Origin of the sequence: Delftia sp. WSY_7 (assembly GCF_043104845.1) — a bacterium.
GTDB lineage: Bacteria > Pseudomonadota > Gammaproteobacteria > Burkholderiales > Burkholderiaceae_C > Comamonas > Comamonas tsuruhatensis.
Map to the genome: position 1 here is coordinate 33,265 of NZ_JBICLB010000021.1, position 14,722 is coordinate 47,986.

The window sequence follows — 14,722 nt, forward strand, 5'->3', positions numbered from 1 at the left end:
CCGTGCCAGAACAAGGAATGCCATGACCGATACGCGGCGCACGCCGCCAGACCCCTGGGACGGCGAGGAAATCGAGGCCCTCAAGCCCGTGGCGCACCTGCGCGCCAAGGCGGCGAGCCTGCTGCTGTTCACGCTGGTGCTGATTCTTGGATCGGCCCTGTACCTGCTGTACTCGCGCGGCGTGTTCGACGCCACGCAGCGCCTGGTGCTCACGGCCGACGACTCCGAGGGTGTGAGCGTGGGCATGGACATGACCTTCTCGGGCTTTCCGATCGGGCGCGTGCGCCGCATCGAACTGGCCGAGGACGGCAATGTGCGCATCCTCATCGACGTGCCGCGCAAGGACGCGCACTGGCTGCGCGAGTCCAGCGTCTTCACCCTGGTCAAGGGGCTGGTGGGCGGCACCACCATCAAGGCCTACAGCGGCATCCTCAGCGATCCGCCGCTGCCCGACGAGGCCGTGCGCCCCGTGCTGCGCGGCGATGCCACGGCCGAGCTGCCGCAGATCATGTCCACGGCCAAGGAAGTGCTGGGCAACATCGCCCAGCTCACCGCGCCGGACTCGGCCCTGGGTGGGTCGCTGACCGAGCTGCGCGGCCTGGCCGGCCGGGCCCAGGGGCCGGGCGGCGTGCTGGGCGTGGTCATGGGCAGCGAGCAGGAGGCGCGCAAGGTCACGGCCCTGCTGGACCGCGCCAACGCCACGCTGGCCCGCATGGAGCGCATGGTGGCGCGGGCCGACAGCCAGGTGTTCGACGCCGGCGGCGTCATGCCCGAGGTGCGTTCCACCGTGGTGCAGCTCAACGGCCTGCTGGCCGACACGCGCCGCACGCTGGGCAAGGTGGACGCCGTGCTGGCCGAGGCCCAGGCCGTGGGCTCCAATGCGCGCGAGGCCACGGCCGACCTGGGTGCCCTGCGCGCCGAGGTGGAGGGCAACCTGCGCCGCCTGGAAGGCGTGCTGGCCGACCTGCAACGCAAGTGGCCGTTTGCCCATCAACCGGAGTTGAAGCTGCCATGAGTGCTGCCGCCAAGAAACTTTCTGCCGCAACCCTCCTGGCGCGCCATGCCGCCGCCGGCGCCGTGCTGACCCTGGTGCTGGCCGGCTGCAGCAGCCGCCCGCCCGCACCGGACTGGGCGCTCAATGCCGAATCTGCGTCCCAGCGCGCATCCACCGCCTACCTGGAAGGCCGCCAGCGCGTGCAGGCCCTGGAATGGGACAAGGCCCGCGCCGAAGTGGCCGCCACGGGCCGCACCGACCTGGCCGCGCGTCTGGAGCTGATGCGCTGCGCGGCCCAGGTGGCCAGTCTCGAATGGGACGACTGCCCCGGCTACCAGGCGCTGGCGCCCGATGCCGCGCCGGCCGAGGCCGCCTATGCGCGGTATCTGCAAGGCAAGTCCCGGCCCGAAGACATTGCGCTATTGCCAGAATTGCAGCGCCCCGTGGCACAGGCGCTGCTGGGCGGGTCTGCGTTGGCGTTGGCCGCCGTGGGCGCCATCAAGGAACCGCTGCCCCGGCTGGTGGCGGCCGGCGCGGCCTTGCGGGCGGGGGCGGCACAGCCGCAGTTGCTGGAGCTGGGTGCCGAGACCGCCTCGGCCCAGGGCTGGCGCCGTGCGGTGATGGCCTGGCTGCTGCTGCAGGCCAGGGCCCATGATCAGGCGGGCGAGGTGGACAAGGCCCAGGCCGTCAGGCGCAGGCTGGCGCTGCTGGAGAAGACGGCCAGCGGTGGGGGCGCATCGGCAGGTACATCAACCGGCACATCGGCCGGCAAATGAAAACAGCGCCAGTCCGCAAGGGATGGCGCTGAGCAGGCATTTGCAGGCGCTTGCAGGGCCTACATCGACGACAGCAGGGCGCCCGGGTCTTTTTGCAGCAAGGTGTCTGCGGCCGGGGCGGCGCTGTCCAGCCACAAGGTGGCAACGCTGGCGGCGACGGCAAGCAATACCGTGGCGGTGAAGGCAATGAAGGGATGACGTCCGAAGGGGCTGGGTCTGCGCATGGTGCACCTCCTGTCTGGCAGCGCAGGCAGAGCATGGGGCTGGGCCTGGACTCCATTGCACACCGGATTGCGCAGCGTGGCTGTCGGACAATCGCTTTCTCTCTTGACGTTCGTGAAAAAAGCGGTGGGAGAAATTCCCTATCGATCTTCAGAAGGCCGAAAAAAAAGCGAGGCAGGGCCTCGCTGAAAGTTCGGGACGTAAGTCCCCGGCCCGTGCTGGCAGGCCAGGCGTCGCCTTAGAAACGGTGGCGGATACCCGCGATCAGGCTGGTGCCCGACTTCAGGTCCGTGATGCGGTCGTGCATCAGCACGGTGTACACATCGGTGCGCTTGGACAGGTAGTGGTCGTAGCCCAGGCTGGCCGTGGTGCGCGTGGAGTCCACGGCGCCGATCTCGGCCTTGGTGCGGGCCAGGGCGGCCTTGATGGTGCCGGCGCTGCTCACGGGCACGTCCAGGCCCAGCGAGTAGGTGCTGTTCTTGCGGTCCAGGTCCTTGACCTTGGCCTGGCCATAGGTCGCGTACAGCTTGGCCACTTCGAAGTTGTAGGTGCCGCCCAGCATCCAGTCGGTCTTGGTGGGCATGACGGCCAGGCTCACGGGGTTGCTGATCTGGGCGCGCTCGTAGAAGGCCACCAGGCTCAGCGGGCCGCCGAAGTACATGGCGTTCACGCCGATGTTCTTCTTGCCGGAGTCGCCGCCCTTTTCACCGAACTGGTAGTGGACGTTGGCCTGCAGGCCGCCGAACTTGGGCGTGCTGTAGACGATCTGGTTGCTCCAGCCGGTGTCCGACGGCGTGGTCAGGTTGGCCGAGCCCCAGGCTGCCGTGCCCACGTTGGCGTGCAGCACCAGCGGGGAGATGGTGAAGGAGTCGCCGAAGGGGTTGGTCAGGATGGTGGGCAGGAAGTTGGGCGCCATGCCGCGGCCCAGGCGCACCGTGCCGAAGCCGCCGGACAGGCCGACGTTGGCATCGCGCGAGAAGTACGGGTCGCCGTCGAAGCGGCCGGGGCTGCCGGTGTCCACGCGCATGAAGGCCGTCAGCTGGAAATCGACCTTCAGGCCGCCGCCCAGGTCTTCCTGGCCCTTCATGCCCCACCAGGAGGTGGTCATGCCGCCCGAACCCACGACGCCCTTGCCGCTGGCGTCGCCAGCCATGCGCATGGAGCCGGCATAGGCGTCCACCAGGCCCGTCAGCTGGACCGAGCTTTGGGCGTGTGCAGCGCCGGCGCAGGCCAGTGCAGCGGCCAGTGCGATGAAGGAACGTTTCATGTTGAGGAGTCTTTCATTGTTGGATAGTGGAAACGGTTGGCCAGTGCTGTGACCGGGGCAGACGATGAGGCAAACGCCCTGGGCGGGCTATGTGGCAAACCTGGGACAGTGGCGTTTTCGCATCAGGGTCCGGCCGGTGTCGGCGTGCCTTTGCGGTGCGCGCGCGAGGCAGTCCAGACTGGCTAAGCCGCGTATTACAACGCATCCCAGCCATTGCACCGGCCAGAAAGTGGTGTCTTTGACACAGTTATGACGAAACTTAATTTGTGTTTTGCACTCTCGCGGCTTGAACGCTGCCGTGCACTGGGTTGGGGCCGGGGCACCAGGCCTGTGCAGCAGGTCCTTGCAAGAGGGCTCAAAGGTCAATTCAGGGCTCCTTGTTCGTCGGTTGGAGGAAGATTTCCGCCTGTTGCCAGGCCTGTGGCTGCAACTGATTGCAAACGGCGTGCCAGCCTGCAACCCGGCCACCGGCCTCCACGGGGGGCCATGAGCCGGGCATGTGTTTGCAGACGTGTCAGACTCGCGCCCATGTCCGAATCCACCCTGCTCGTTGCCGATGACCACCCGCTGTTCCGCGCTGCGGTGATCCATGTGCTGCGCGAGGCCCTGCCGCAGTTCGCCGTGCTGGAGGCCGCAAGCGCTGCGACCCTGGGGGCGGCGCTGCAGCAGCACCCCGAGATCGAACTGGTGCTGCTGGACCTGGCCATGCCGGGCGCGCGCGGCTTCTCCGCGCTGCTGCATGTGCGCGGCGAGTACCCCGACATTCCGGTGGTGGTGATCTCATCCAACGACCATCCGCGCGTGATCCGCCGTGCCCAGCAGTTCGGTGCCGCGGGCTTCATTCCGAAATCGGCGCCGGCCGAGGCCATAGGCACGGCCCTGCAGGAAGTGCTGGACGGCGGCAGCTGGTTCCCGCCCATGGCCGCCGAGCGCTCCGAGGCCGACGCCGCGCTGGCCGCGCGGCTGGCCCAGCTCACGCCCCAGCAGTTCCGCGTGCTGCTGTGCCTGGCCGACGGCCTGCTCAACAAACAGATCGCCCATGAACTGGGGCTGGCCGAGAACACCGTCAAGGTGCATGTGACGGCCATTCTCAAGAAGCTGGAGTGCTACAGCCGCACGCAGGCTGCCGTGCTGGTCAAGAGCCTGGAGAACGACGGCACGGCCTGAACTCCATGCCGCGGCGTGCCGTGTCCCTACCGGTGGCGCAGCAGCATCTGGCTCATGAGCGCACGCAGTGCGGGCGGGCGCACGGGCTTGGCCAGAAAGCCCCAGCCGCGCTCGGCCGCCTGGCGGCGCAGCATGCTGTCGCGCTCGGCCGTGACCAGGATCACGGGCGGCGACTGGCCCCAGCGCTGGCACAGCTGCGCGTAGACATCGGGGCCGTGCAACTGGCCCAGGCGCACATCGAGCAGCACCAGTTGCGGCGCTTCGCCGGGCGCGGCCAGCGCCAGCGCCTCGGCCGGGCCGCCGGCCAGCGGCACGCTGCAGCCCCAGCGCTGCAGCAGGGCGCGCATGGCGGTGCAGGACTGGGGATCGTCCTCCACATACCAGGCGTTCATGCCCTGCAGCGGTGCATCCTGGTCCGGGTCGCCGGTCTGCGCGCTTGCGGCGATCTGCGGCACGGCGCCCGGGTCGCCCAGCGGCACGCAGACCCAGAACACGCTGCCCCGGCCCAGTTGCGAGCGCAGGCCGATCTCATGGCCCAGCAGCCGGCCCAGGCGCTCGACGATGGCCAGGCCCAGCCCGGCGCCACGGTCGTCGCCATGGCCCTCGTCCAGGCGGCGGAATTCCTCGAAGATCTCGTGCTGCAGGCTCTCGGGAATGCCCGGTCCCTGGTCGTGCACCTCGATGCGCAACTGCTGGCCCTGGCGCCGGCAGCCGATGACGATGCGGCCCTGGCGCGTGTAGCGTATGGCGTTGGACAGGAAGTTCTGCAGGATGCGGCGCAGCAGGGCCTCGTCGCTGCGCACCACGCAGCGCGTGTCCACCGCGCTCAGGCGCAGGCCCCGGCTTTCGGCCAGGATGCCGAAGTTGTGGCGCATGACCTGCAGCAGCGGGCCCAGCGCGAAGTCGCGCACGCGCACCTCCAGCTGGCCCGATTCCATGCGCGAGATGTCCAGCAGGCTGCCCAGGATGGCGTCCTGCGCGGCCAGGGCGCCGTCGATGCTGTCGGCCACGTGGCGGCCCGCCTCGTCATGCAGATGGCTGCGCAGCAGGGAGCTGAACATGCGCGCGGCGTTCAGCGGCTGCAGCAGGTCGTGCACGGCGGCGGCCACGAAGCGTGTCTTGTAGCGGTTGGCCTGCTCGGCCTCGCGCTTGGCCTCGGCCAGGTCGCGCGTGCGCTCGGCAATGCGCTGCTCCAGCGCATCGGCCAGCGAGCGCAGCTCGCGCGCGGCGTTCTTGTAGCTGGTGATGTCGGCATAGCTGGTGACGAAGCCGCCGTCGGGCAGCGGGTTGCCGCGGATCTCCAGCACCGTGCCGTCGTCCTTGGTGCTTTCGCGCAGGTGCGGGCTGCCGCTGCGCAGATGCTGCAGCCGCCGGTGGATGGCCTCTTCGATGGGGCCGGGCCCCAGCAGGCCGCGCCGGGCGTTGTACCGAAACAGGTTCTCTATGGGCTGGCCCGTGCGCAGCAGTTCGGAGGGAAAGCGGAACAGCTCCACGTAGCGCGAGTTCCAGGCCACCAGGTTGAGGTCGGCATCGATCACCACCACGCCCTGGGGCAGGTGCTCCAGGCTGCGGCTCAGGCCCGTGTCGGCCTGGCGCGCGGCCTGGACGATGCCGTCCTGGGCCGTCCGCAGCTCCTGGGCATGCTGGCGCAGCACGGTCTCCAGCTCCAGGCGGCTGCGCAGGCGCAGCGCGGCCAGCCGCCTGCGCTGGCGCACGAACAGCACCAGCATGCCCAGGGCCAGCCAGCCGCCCGCAGCGGCCGCCGCCGCCCAGCGGCTGGCCACGGTGCTGGCCTGCGTGTCATGCAGCAGGTGCAACTGCCAGTCGCTGCCGGGCAGGGGCAGGGTCTGCCACAGCGTGGTGCCGGGCAGGGCGGGTTCCTGCATCTGCACCAGGCGGCTGCCTTGCTCCAGGCCCTGGCGCACCCGGTAGCGCATGGGGTGCAGTTCCTGGTCGATGTACTGGCGCGTGGCGGCCAGGTCCGCCTCGTCGGCGGGGCTCAGGGGTGACAGCAGGCGGTAGCGCCAGTCGGGCTGGCTGGCCAGGAAGACCACGCCGTGCTCGTCCGAGGCCATGACCACGTCAGGCGTCTGCAGCCATTCGCGCTCCAGCTCCAGCAGCGCGATCTTGATCACCACCAGGCCCGCGACGGCGTTGTGCTCGTCCAGGATGGCCTGCGACAGGAAGTAGCCTGGCACGCCCGTGGTCAGGCCAATGCCGTAGAAGCGTCCGCTGCCGCGCGACAGCGCCTGCTGCACATAGGGCCTGAAGCTGTAGTCCACGCCCACGTTGCTGCGCGTCTCGCGCCAGTTGCTGGCGGCCAGGGCCGTGCCGTGGCGGTCGATCAGGGTCAGCGTGGACGACTGGCTGGCGCCGTTGGCCTGCTCCAGCTTGCGGTTGAGGGCATCGACCTCGGCGGCGGACAGCGGGTGGGTGAGGGCGGCGCGCAGCTGCGCATCCAGCGCCAGCACCTCGGGCAGGGTTCGGTAGCGGTCTATGCGCTGGCCCAGGGCCTGGGCGTAGAGGCTGAGCTGGCGCTGCACGCTTTCGGCCTCGCCGCGCAGGGCACGGTGGTAGACCAGCTCCCCGGCCAGCAGCATGCAGGCGAGCATGCCGCCGAACAGCAGCAGCAGGGTCCAGAAGGAACGGCGTGAAGGGCGTCGAACGGGTTGGGGCATGGTGGTCTGGACCCGATTGGGCGCCAGCTTGGTGCCTTCCAGGGGCGGGAAGGGGTTGGGGATTACCCTGATTCTGCGTCCATTCTCCCTGGGAGAGCGCCTGCGCCTAATACCAATAGGTTATCGGCGCCGGAGGATGCCAGCGGTACAACCTGCACCTTCCCGCAACTTGCCGCACCTCGGTGGTGCGTCAACCCCACAGAAATCCTGCCGGAGCCGCACCATGCATGCCGTCCCCACCCACGCCGCCAGCCCCGAGCGGCTGCCCTTCTACCGCCAGCTGTATTTCCAGGTGGTGGTCGCCATCGTGGCGGGCGTGCTGCTCGGCCACTTCGAGCCCCAGTACGCCGAGCAGTTCAAGCCGCTGGGCGACGCCTTCATCAAGCTGGTGAAGATGATCATCGCGCCGGTGATCTTCCTGACCATCGTCACCGGCATTGCGGGCATGACGCACCTGCGCACCGTGGGCCGCGTGTTCCTCAAGGCCATGGCCTACTTCCTGTTCTTCTCCACGCTGGCCCTGGTGGTCGGCATGGTGGTGGCGCACGTGGTGCAGCCCGGCGCGGGCATGAACATCAACCCGGCCGACCTGGACCAGGCCGCCGTCAAGGGCTATGTGGCCAAGTCGCACGAGCTGACGCTCACCGGCTTTGCCATGGACATCATCCCCAAGACGCTGGTCAGCCCCTTCGTGGGCGACAACATCCTGCAGGTGCTGTTCGTGGCCGTGCTGTTCGGCATCTCGCTGGCCATGGTCGGCGACGCCGGCAAGCCCGTGCTCAACTTCCTGGAGGCGCTGACGGCCCCCGTGTTCAAGCTGGTCGGCATCCTGATGAAGGCTGCGCCGCTGGGCGCCTTCGGCGCCATCGCCTTCACCATCGGCAAGTTCGGCCTGGGTTCGCTGGTCAACCTGGCCTGGCTGGTGGGCTCGTTCTACATCACCTCGCTGCTCTTCGTGGTCGTGGTGCTGGGCTTCGTGGCGCGGCTGTGCGGCTTCTCGGTGCTCAAGCTGGCACGCTACCTGAAGGCCGAGCTGCTGCTGGTGCTGGGCACCTCGTCCTCGGAATCGGCCCTGCCTTCGCTGATGCAGAAGATGGAGCGCGCCGGCTGCGGCAAGTCCGTCGTGGGCCTGGTCGTGCCCACGGGCTACTCCTTCAACCTGGACGGCACCAACATCTACATGACGCTGGCCGCGCTGTTCATCGCCCAGGCCACCAACACCCACCTGACCCTGGGCCACGAGATCGCGCTGCTGCTGGTGGCCATGCTCAGCTCCAAGGGCGCTGCCGGCGTGACCGGCGCGGGCTTCATCACGCTGGCCGCCACGCTGGCCGTGGTGCCCGAGGTGCCGGTGGCGGGCATGGCCCTGATCCTGGGCGTGGACCGCTTCATGAGCGAGTGCCGCTCGCTGACCAACTTCATGGGCAACGCCGTGGCCACCGTGGTGGTCTCGCGCTGGGAAAACGAGCTGGACTACAGCAAGCTCAACGCCGCCCTGGACGGAGAGCCTGTGCAGGCCCTGCCTTCCAAGGCCGCCGTGGCCAAGGCCTGAGAACGCCCTGGCCAGGGCAAGGGCCGGCAACGGCCCCTGCCTGCCCCACCGCTGCGCCACCCCAGGGTGGCGCTTTGCTTTGTCTACTCGCCTGCCAAGCTGCCGGGCGCGGCGGACGAGCGCAGCGACAGCTCCAGCCGGTAGGCCAGGGCCACGAAAAGGCTTTGCGCCAGCCCCATGGCCGCCGTCAGCGCGCGAAAGCCGAAGGTGGCGCTGTCCTGCACGATCAGGGCCGCCTCGGCCTCGCGCGCAATGGGGCTCATGCGGCTGTCGGTCATGGCGATCAGGTGGGCGCTGCGCTGCCTGGCCCACTGCGCCACCTGCACGGTTTCGTCCGCATAGGGCATGAAGGAAATGGCGATCATCACGTCGCCGCTGCGCACCGACCGGATCTGCCCCTGCTGCATGCTGCCCAGCGCGCTGAACAGGCCTATGCGCTTGTCGGTGTGTTGCAGCGCATATTCCAGATACACGGCCACGGGAAACGAGCGGCGCGAGCCGGCGATCCAGATCGCCTGCGTGCCGGCCAGCAGCTCCACCGCCCGGTCGAATGCCTGACCGTCCAGGTTCTGGCGCAGCTGCTGCATGCCGGCCATGCCGCCTTTGAGGAATTCGTCGGCAATCTGCACGGGCTCCAGGGCGGCGGGGCCGGCCTCGACCATGTCGCGCACGCGCAGCTCATAGGCGCGGCCCGGCGCGATCTGCTCGGCAAGGCCTTCGCGGAACAGGCGCTGCATCTCGGAAAAACCCGAGAGCCCGAAATGCTTGGCAAACCGTACGACGGCCGAGGGCTGCACACCACATTGCGCGGCAAGGGACTGTATGCCTTGCAGGCCGAGCTGGTCGCGGTGGACCTCGATGTGGCGGGCAATGGCCTTGAGCTGCCGGCTCAGGCCATCGTATTCCTGGGCAATCTGCTGCAGGAGTCGGTCCACGGATGCGGGGGGCGGCGGGGAAGGGCTCATCGCAGGCGGGCCGGTGGGCGATCCCGGGGCAAGGGATCGACTGATTTCTGGATGGGCCATGATGCCATGGCGATCCCCGGGTCCCGGGCCGCTGGCGGCTCAGGCGGGGCATGGCATTCCCTAGCAGTAGTCCACCCAGATCCCGCCGGCATCGGCCGAGCGCACGCAGTTCTCCACCCAGCGCACGCCCTCGATGCCAGCGTGGATGTCCGGATGGAGGATGGTTTGCAGCGCCTCGCGATCGCGCCTGTCCGTGGCCTCCATCGCCAGCGCGAAGCGGTGGTAGAGGTTGGACCATGCCTCGAACAGGCCTTCCGCATGGCCTGCGCTGATGCGGTCTTCCTGCAGCGCGGCGGGGTGCAGATAGCCCATGCCGCGATCGAGCACCTGCGCCGGCTGGCCCTGGACTTCGTGGCGCAGCTGGTTGGGGTGTTCGTCCCACCATTCGAGGCTGGCCCTGGCGCCGATGACGCGCAGCTTGTGCCCATGCATGGAGCCGCTGTTGACCGCGCAGGCCCACAGGCAGCCCATGGCGCCGCCCTGGTACTGCATGAGGGTGAAGGCGTTGTCCTCCAGCGGGGCGCGGCTGCTGACGAAGCTCTGCCGGCTGCACATCAGCCGCTCGATCTTCAGCCCCGGCAGCATCACCTGGGAAAGGTACAGCGGATGCGTGCCAATGTCGCCCAGCACATAGCTGGGGCCGGCAAAGGCCGGGTCCATGCGCCAGCGCGCGGCGGGGCTGGACTGCTCCACCGCCTCGCTGTGAAAGCCGTGCGAGAACTGCATCTGCACGATGCGGATGTCACCCAGCTCGCCCCGCGCGATCATCTCGCGCGCCTGGGCGATGAGCGGGTGGCCGGCATAGCCGTAGGCCACGCCGACCATGCGGTTCCTGGCAAGAGACAGCTCCAGCAGCTCCTTGGCCTCGGCCGTGGTGAAGCACAGCGGTTTCTCGCAGACCACGTGCAGGCCTGAGAGCAGGGCGGCCTTGCAGATCTCGAAATGGGTGTTGTTGGGCGTGGCGATGGATACCGCGCGAATGCCGTCCGGGCGGCCGGCCTCGGCCTCGAACATCGCCCGGTAGTCGGCGTAGCAGCGCTGCACGTCCACGCCCAGTTGTTCGCCGAACCGGCGCCCGCGCGCGGCATCGATGTCGAACGCCCCGGCCACGAGCCGGAAATTGTGGTCGCGCAGCGCCGCCGACCGGTGCACATGGCCGATCTGGCTGTTGTGTCCGCCGCCGACCATGCCCCAGGCAATCGGGCGGCCGGGCAGAAGGGTTCCGTCGATCATGGTGTCCACCTTTGTGTTGCGTCTTCAGCAAAAGCGTCTTCAGCAAAAACCTGTGCGGGCCAGGAAGGCGCGGCTGGCGGCCACGTCGGGCAGGCTGGCACCCGCATTGCGCGGGTCGCGCTCCTGCTCCACCGTGATGCAGCCTGCATAGCCGATCTCCCGTAGCGTGGCGCCTATGGCCGGATAGTCGAGCACGCCTTGGCCGATGGGGCACATCACGCCCCGGGCGCAGGCGTCGAAGAACGCAATGCGCTCGCCCATCACCTGCCCGTACACCTGGGCGTCTATGTCCTTGAAATGCACGTATTCCAGCCGTGCCGCATGCCGGCGCAGCCAGCTTGCCGGGTCCATGCCGCTGTAGTGCAGGTGGCCGGTATCCAGGCACAGTCCGGCGGCCTGCGCCGGCACGTCGGCGGCGATGCGGTCGATCTCGTCGGCAAATTCGATGTAGCCGCCCGCATGCGGATGGATCACCGCGCGCACGCCGAAGCCGCTCCAGGCAAGGTGCGCTATCTGGCGGATGTGATCGACCATGGCGGCCCAGCGTGCATCGGACAGGCGCGGGGCGCGGTCCGGGTGCCCGGCCTCGAAGTCGCGCTCGGGGTGGCCCCAGTCCATCACCACGAGATAGGGCGCCGGGTAGCGTTGCCCGGCTGCAGCGGCCGGCCTGGGAAGCTGGCTGATGAGTCCGCAGATCTCGCGAGTCTGGCGCAGCAGCTGCGGCAGCCGGGCCGGCGAGACGAGATCGTCGAAGATCGTACCGGCGGTGATGCACAGGCGCCGCTGCGTGAATTCCGTGCGTACCAGGGCCGCCTCGAGCGGGATGTAGCCGCAGGGGCCGAGTTCCATGCCCCGAAAGCCCGCCTCGCAGGCCTCGTCCAGCACCTGGCGCCAGGGCGGCAGGTGCGGGTTGTCCACGTTGTCCACGCCCCAGCAGCAGGGCGCGCAGCCAATGGTCAGGGTCGCTGTCATGGTCGCAGTCATGGCGTCAGGGGCTCAGGGCTGGTAGAACGCCGGGCGCGCTGCGCTCGCCATGCGCTCTATCGCGCCGGAGGACTGCGCCAGCAGGCAGGCATCGGCGGCCACTGCGGCGGCGTAGCCGTCCCAGGCCGAGGGACCTGTCAGTTGCCGGTCGCGCACGCCGTCGATGAAGGCCTGCAGCTCCGCGTCGTAGGCGGCGATGAAGCGCTGCTTCCAGTCGGTCAGCAGGGGCGTGCAGCTGCTGGCCGCGCGCTTCATGGGCACGGCCGCAGGCTCCGGCAGGCGCGCGATGCCCGTCTCGCCCACCACTTCGCACTGGATGTCGTAGCCGTACCGGCAGTTGACGAATACCTCCACGTCGATGCGCACACCGCCCACGGTCTCCAGCAGGATGATCTGCGGATCGTTCAGATGCGGCAATGCGTGGCGCGTCTTCCTGGGGAACACCACCTGGGCGCTGGCGTAGTCGTCGTCCAGCAGCCAGCGCAGGACATTGAGCTCGTGGATCAGCGTGTCGGTGATGGCCATGCTGGTGGTGTAGCCCCCGTCCACCGTGGGATTGCGGTGCGCGCAGTGCACCATCAGGGGCGCGCCAATCTCGCCGGCGGCGATGACATGGCGCAGCGCACGGTAGCCCGCGTCGTAGGGGCGCATGAAGCCGACCTGCACCAGGCGCCGGCCCTGCGCCACCTCCGCTTGCACGATGCGCATGCAGCCTGCGGCGGTCACCGCCAGCGGCTTTTCACAGAACACGGGCTTGCCGTGGGCGATGGCCTCCAGCACCAGTTCCTCGTGCGAGGGACCCCAGGAGGTGACCAGCACCGCCTGCACCTGTGGCGCAGCGATCAGTGCCCGGCCGCTGTCCATGATCTCGATGGCCGGATCATGTCCGGCCACCACGTCCCGCGCCTGCTGCGCATCGATGTCTGTCACCGCCACCACCCGGGCGCCCGACAGCACCCGGGAGATCCTGCGGATGTGGTCTTGTCCGATGGCTCCGCAGCCTATGGCTCCGATCTGCAGCGTCATATGGTTCCCTTCTTTCAAAGCAATGAATGGCGGATGAAGTCCATGCTCTGGCGCAGCAGGGCTTCGTTGCTGTCCGCGTCCGTGATCCGGGCCGCGAACGGCTCGAACGAGACCGGGCCGCCATAGCCGCGATCGAGCAGTTCTCGCAACTGGGCGATGTTGCCCAGGCGGTCTCCTTCGCCGACCAGCACGCGGTGGCCGTCGCGCATCTGGCCGTCTTGGAGCCGGTGGTCCTCGACGCCCGAGACATGCACCAGCCCGGTCAGGTCGGGAAAGAAGATGTCTTCGCCGGCCAGGTAGTGGTGGAAGCTGTCGTGCACCAGCCTGAAGTGGCGTTCGCCGGCTGCGCCGTAGATCGCCTCGACGGCATCGGACTTGCGGCGCAGCGCGCACTCGGCAAAGCCCAGGGGCTCGACCAGTCCCTGCACGCCATGGCCATCGAGGAGGGGGCGCAGCTGCCTGAGGGCATGCACCAGGTCGCGCCGCTGCTGGCCGGGCGTGCGCGGGTCGGCCCTGTCGTTCAACGGGCACATGACCAGGGCCCGGGCGCCGCAGTCACGCGCATACGCCGCCAGCGCGCGCGCCTTGCGCTCCAGGCCGGCGTCGAAAACGTCGAAGGGATACAGCGCGTTGATGGACACGATGGTGATGCCGGCCTGCCGCGCCGCGGCCTGGATGGCGGCGGGCGCCGTGCCGTCGCAGGTCTCGGCATGGGACAGGTCGTTGCGGATCTCGATGGCCGACACGCCCAGGCGCCGGCACATGGCCAGGTAGCCGGCAAACGGCATGCGAGAGGCGCTGATGCGGTTGATGGCGAAATGGATGGGATTCGTCATGGGCCGGGACTCGGGTGGGAAGCGGTGGTCAGGGGCGCAAAGCGGTCCGGGAAATGCCTTTCCAGCTGTTGCTGTATCTGTTGGCGCATGAAGCGGCTGGATTCGGCCGCACGCTCTTCCCAGGCGAACACGCAGGACGACAGAACGCCGTCGAAGCCGGCGCTGCCCAGCGTGCCGAAGAACAGGTCCCAGTCGATCTCGCCCTGTCCCATGTCCAGGTGCTGGTGCACGCGGATGTGGTGCGAGCCCGGCGGGTTGACGATGTAGCGCAGCTGGCTGCTCTTCCTGTGGTCGAAGGTGTCGGCCACGCGCACATGGGCCAGCAGCGGCGCGGCTTCGCGCAGCATGGCGGCCATGTCGCCGCCGTAGTGGAAGGTGTGCGGGGCGATATAGGACAGCCGCAGCGCCTTCGAGCCCATGTTCCTCACGATGTCCATGGCCGGCTGCAGCTGCTCTATCCAGTCCTCCGGATGCGGCTCCACGGACAGCGTGATGCCTTCGCGCTCCAGGATGGGCAGCAGCTCGTCCATGGAGCGGAACCAGGCGGCCTCGCACATCTCCTTCGGATTCGCGCCGGCAGGACCGTTCACCGAGCGCTCGGGCGAGGCTCCACGGCCGAACTCCGAGACCATCAGCGCGCACTCCATCTCGATGGCCACCTCGATGGCCTTCTTCCAGCAGCGCATCGCCCATTGCCGTTCGTCCTCGAACGGGCTGGCCCAGCGGTACATGGGCTGCAGCGATGCCAGTGCCACGCCGCTGGCGCGCATGGCCTGGCGGAATGCGGCCATGCGCTCCTTGGTGGCGCGCGGCATCACCCACCAGTCCAGGAAATCGCTGCGCGGCGACAGCTCGATGTGCGCATAGCCCAGTTCGGCCACGGCCTGCGGCAGCCGGTCCAGCGGCTCGTGCCGGATCATGTAGGGATCGAGGGCGATTTTCATGGTGTCTGCCTGCAGGGC

Annotated in this window: 13 protein-coding genes; 4 read left to right on the top strand and 9 right to left on the bottom strand. The window is 68.7% G+C overall.

Annotated features, from left to right (window positions below):
• Positions 1-22 precede the first annotated feature (22 nt).
• Complete coding sequence (locus ACF8ME_RS09200; protein ID WP_392416118.1) at positions 23-1,015, top strand: MlaD family protein; 993 nt, start codon at positions 23-25, stop codon at positions 1,013-1,015.
• Positions 1,012-1,770 carry a hypothetical protein gene (locus tag ACF8ME_RS09205; RefSeq protein ID WP_392416120.1) on the top strand — a complete coding sequence of 253 codons (759 nt, stop codon included), beginning with the start codon at positions 1,012-1,014 and terminating at the stop codon, positions 1,768-1,770. Before ACF8ME_RS09200 ends, ACF8ME_RS09205 begins: the two co-directional genes overlap by 4 nt.
• A gap of 59 nt (positions 1,771-1,829) precedes the next feature.
• On the opposite strand, the gene ACF8ME_RS09210 is transcribed toward ACF8ME_RS09205, so the two are convergent.
• Positions 1,830-1,994: a hypothetical protein gene (locus ACF8ME_RS09210; RefSeq protein WP_016449910.1), complete on the bottom strand. Its 165-nt coding sequence runs from the start codon at positions 1,992-1,994 to the stop codon at positions 1,830-1,832.
• A gap of 236 nt (positions 1,995-2,230) precedes the next feature.
• Positions 2,231-3,259: a porin gene (locus ACF8ME_RS09215; RefSeq protein WP_016449909.1), complete on the bottom strand. Its 1,029-nt coding sequence runs from the start codon at positions 3,257-3,259 to the stop codon at positions 2,231-2,233.
• A gap of 528 nt (positions 3,260-3,787) precedes the next feature.
• Between ACF8ME_RS09215 and ACF8ME_RS09220 the strand changes: the two genes are divergently transcribed.
• Positions 3,788-4,426, top strand: a complete 639-nt coding sequence (locus ACF8ME_RS09220; protein ID WP_016449908.1) for a response regulator transcription factor — start codon at positions 3,788-3,790, stop codon at positions 4,424-4,426.
• Positions 4,427-4,452: 26 nt separating this feature from the next.
• On the opposite strand, the gene ACF8ME_RS09225 is transcribed toward ACF8ME_RS09220, so the two are convergent.
• Positions 4,453-7,104, bottom strand: coding sequence for a PAS-domain containing protein (locus ACF8ME_RS09225; protein WP_392416122.1), 2,652 nt, complete (start codon positions 7,102-7,104; stop codon positions 4,453-4,455).
• Positions 7,105-7,327: 223 nt separating this feature from the next.
• Between ACF8ME_RS09225 and ACF8ME_RS09230 the strand changes: the two genes are divergently transcribed.
• Positions 7,328-8,656: a dicarboxylate/amino acid:cation symporter gene (locus ACF8ME_RS09230; RefSeq protein WP_392416123.1), complete on the top strand. Its 1,329-nt coding sequence runs from the start codon at positions 7,328-7,330 to the stop codon at positions 8,654-8,656.
• Positions 8,657-8,739: 83 nt separating this feature from the next.
• Here the strand turns inward: ACF8ME_RS09230 and ACF8ME_RS09235 are convergent, their stop codons facing one another.
• The 6 genes from ACF8ME_RS09235 to ACF8ME_RS09260 all read right to left on the bottom strand — a co-directional run bounded on the left by ACF8ME_RS09235 (position 8,740) and on the right by ACF8ME_RS09260 (position 14,704).
• Complete coding sequence (locus ACF8ME_RS09235; protein ID WP_016452430.1) at positions 8,740-9,621, bottom strand: MurR/RpiR family transcriptional regulator; 882 nt, start codon at positions 9,619-9,621, stop codon at positions 8,740-8,742.
• 120 nt (positions 9,622-9,741) lie between these two features.
• Positions 9,742-10,914, bottom strand: coding sequence for a Gfo/Idh/MocA family protein (locus ACF8ME_RS09240; protein ID WP_212645968.1), 1,173 nt, complete (start codon positions 10,912-10,914; stop codon positions 9,742-9,744).
• 39 nt (positions 10,915-10,953) lie between these two features.
• Positions 10,954-11,886 (bottom strand): TIM barrel protein, encoded by a 933-nt coding sequence (locus ACF8ME_RS09245; RefSeq protein WP_017404562.1) that lies wholly within the window; start codon positions 11,884-11,886, stop codon positions 10,954-10,956.
• Between the two features lie 24 nt (positions 11,887-11,910).
• On the bottom strand, positions 11,911-12,924 hold the full coding sequence (locus tag ACF8ME_RS09250) for a Gfo/Idh/MocA family oxidoreductase (protein WP_392416125.1): 1,014 nt from the start codon (positions 12,922-12,924) through the stop codon (positions 11,911-11,913).
• Positions 12,925-12,938: 14 nt separating this feature from the next.
• A complete protein-coding gene (locus tag ACF8ME_RS09255) occupies positions 12,939-13,760 on the bottom strand; it encodes a TIM barrel protein (protein ID WP_392416127.1) in 822 nt (273 codons plus the stop codon).
• Positions 13,757-14,704, bottom strand: coding sequence for a sugar phosphate isomerase/epimerase family protein (locus ACF8ME_RS09260; protein ID WP_016449900.1), 948 nt, complete (start codon positions 14,702-14,704; stop codon positions 13,757-13,759). The genes ACF8ME_RS09255 and ACF8ME_RS09260 overlap by 4 nt, the downstream gene beginning before the upstream one ends.
• Positions 14,705-14,722: the final 18 nt, after the last annotated feature.

Excerpts from the sequence above, each read along its gene's own strand:
- ACF8ME_RS09200 (WP_392416118.1), top strand. The coding sequence starts at position 23 with ATGACCGATACGCGGCGCACGCCGCCAGACCCCTGGGACGGCGAGGAA.
- ACF8ME_RS09205 (WP_392416120.1), top strand. The coding sequence starts at position 1,012 with ATGAGTGCTGCCGCCAAGAAACTTTCTGCCGCAACCCTCCTGGCGCGC.
- ACF8ME_RS09210 (WP_016449910.1), bottom strand. The coding sequence starts at position 1,994 with ATGCGCAGACCCAGCCCCTTCGGACGTCATCCCTTCATTGCCTTCACC.
- ACF8ME_RS09215 (WP_016449909.1), bottom strand. The coding sequence starts at position 3,259 with ATGAAACGTTCCTTCATCGCACTGGCCGCTGCACTGGCCTGCGCCGGC.
- ACF8ME_RS09220 (WP_016449908.1), top strand. The coding sequence starts at position 3,788 with ATGTCCGAATCCACCCTGCTCGTTGCCGATGACCACCCGCTGTTCCGC.
- ACF8ME_RS09225 (WP_392416122.1), bottom strand. The coding sequence starts at position 7,104 with ATGCCCCAACCCGTTCGACGCCCTTCACGCCGTTCCTTCTGGACCCTG.
- ACF8ME_RS09230 (WP_392416123.1), top strand. The coding sequence starts at position 7,328 with ATGCATGCCGTCCCCACCCACGCCGCCAGCCCCGAGCGGCTGCCCTTC.
- ACF8ME_RS09235 (WP_016452430.1), bottom strand. The coding sequence starts at position 9,621 with ATGAGCCCTTCCCCGCCGCCCCCCGCATCCGTGGACCGACTCCTGCAG.
- ACF8ME_RS09240 (WP_212645968.1), bottom strand. The coding sequence starts at position 10,914 with ATGATCGACGGAACCCTTCTGCCCGGCCGCCCGATTGCCTGGGGCATG.
- ACF8ME_RS09245 (WP_017404562.1), bottom strand. The coding sequence starts at position 11,886 with ATGACAGCGACCCTGACCATTGGCTGCGCGCCCTGCTGCTGGGGCGTG.
- ACF8ME_RS09250 (WP_392416125.1), bottom strand. The coding sequence starts at position 12,924 with ATGACGCTGCAGATCGGAGCCATAGGCTGCGGAGCCATCGGACAAGAC.
- ACF8ME_RS09255 (WP_392416127.1), bottom strand. The coding sequence starts at position 13,760 with ATGACGAATCCCATCCATTTCGCCATCAACCGCATCAGCGCCTCTCGC.
- ACF8ME_RS09260 (WP_016449900.1), bottom strand. The coding sequence starts at position 14,704 with ATGAAAATCGCCCTCGATCCCTACATGATCCGGCACGAGCCGCTGGAC.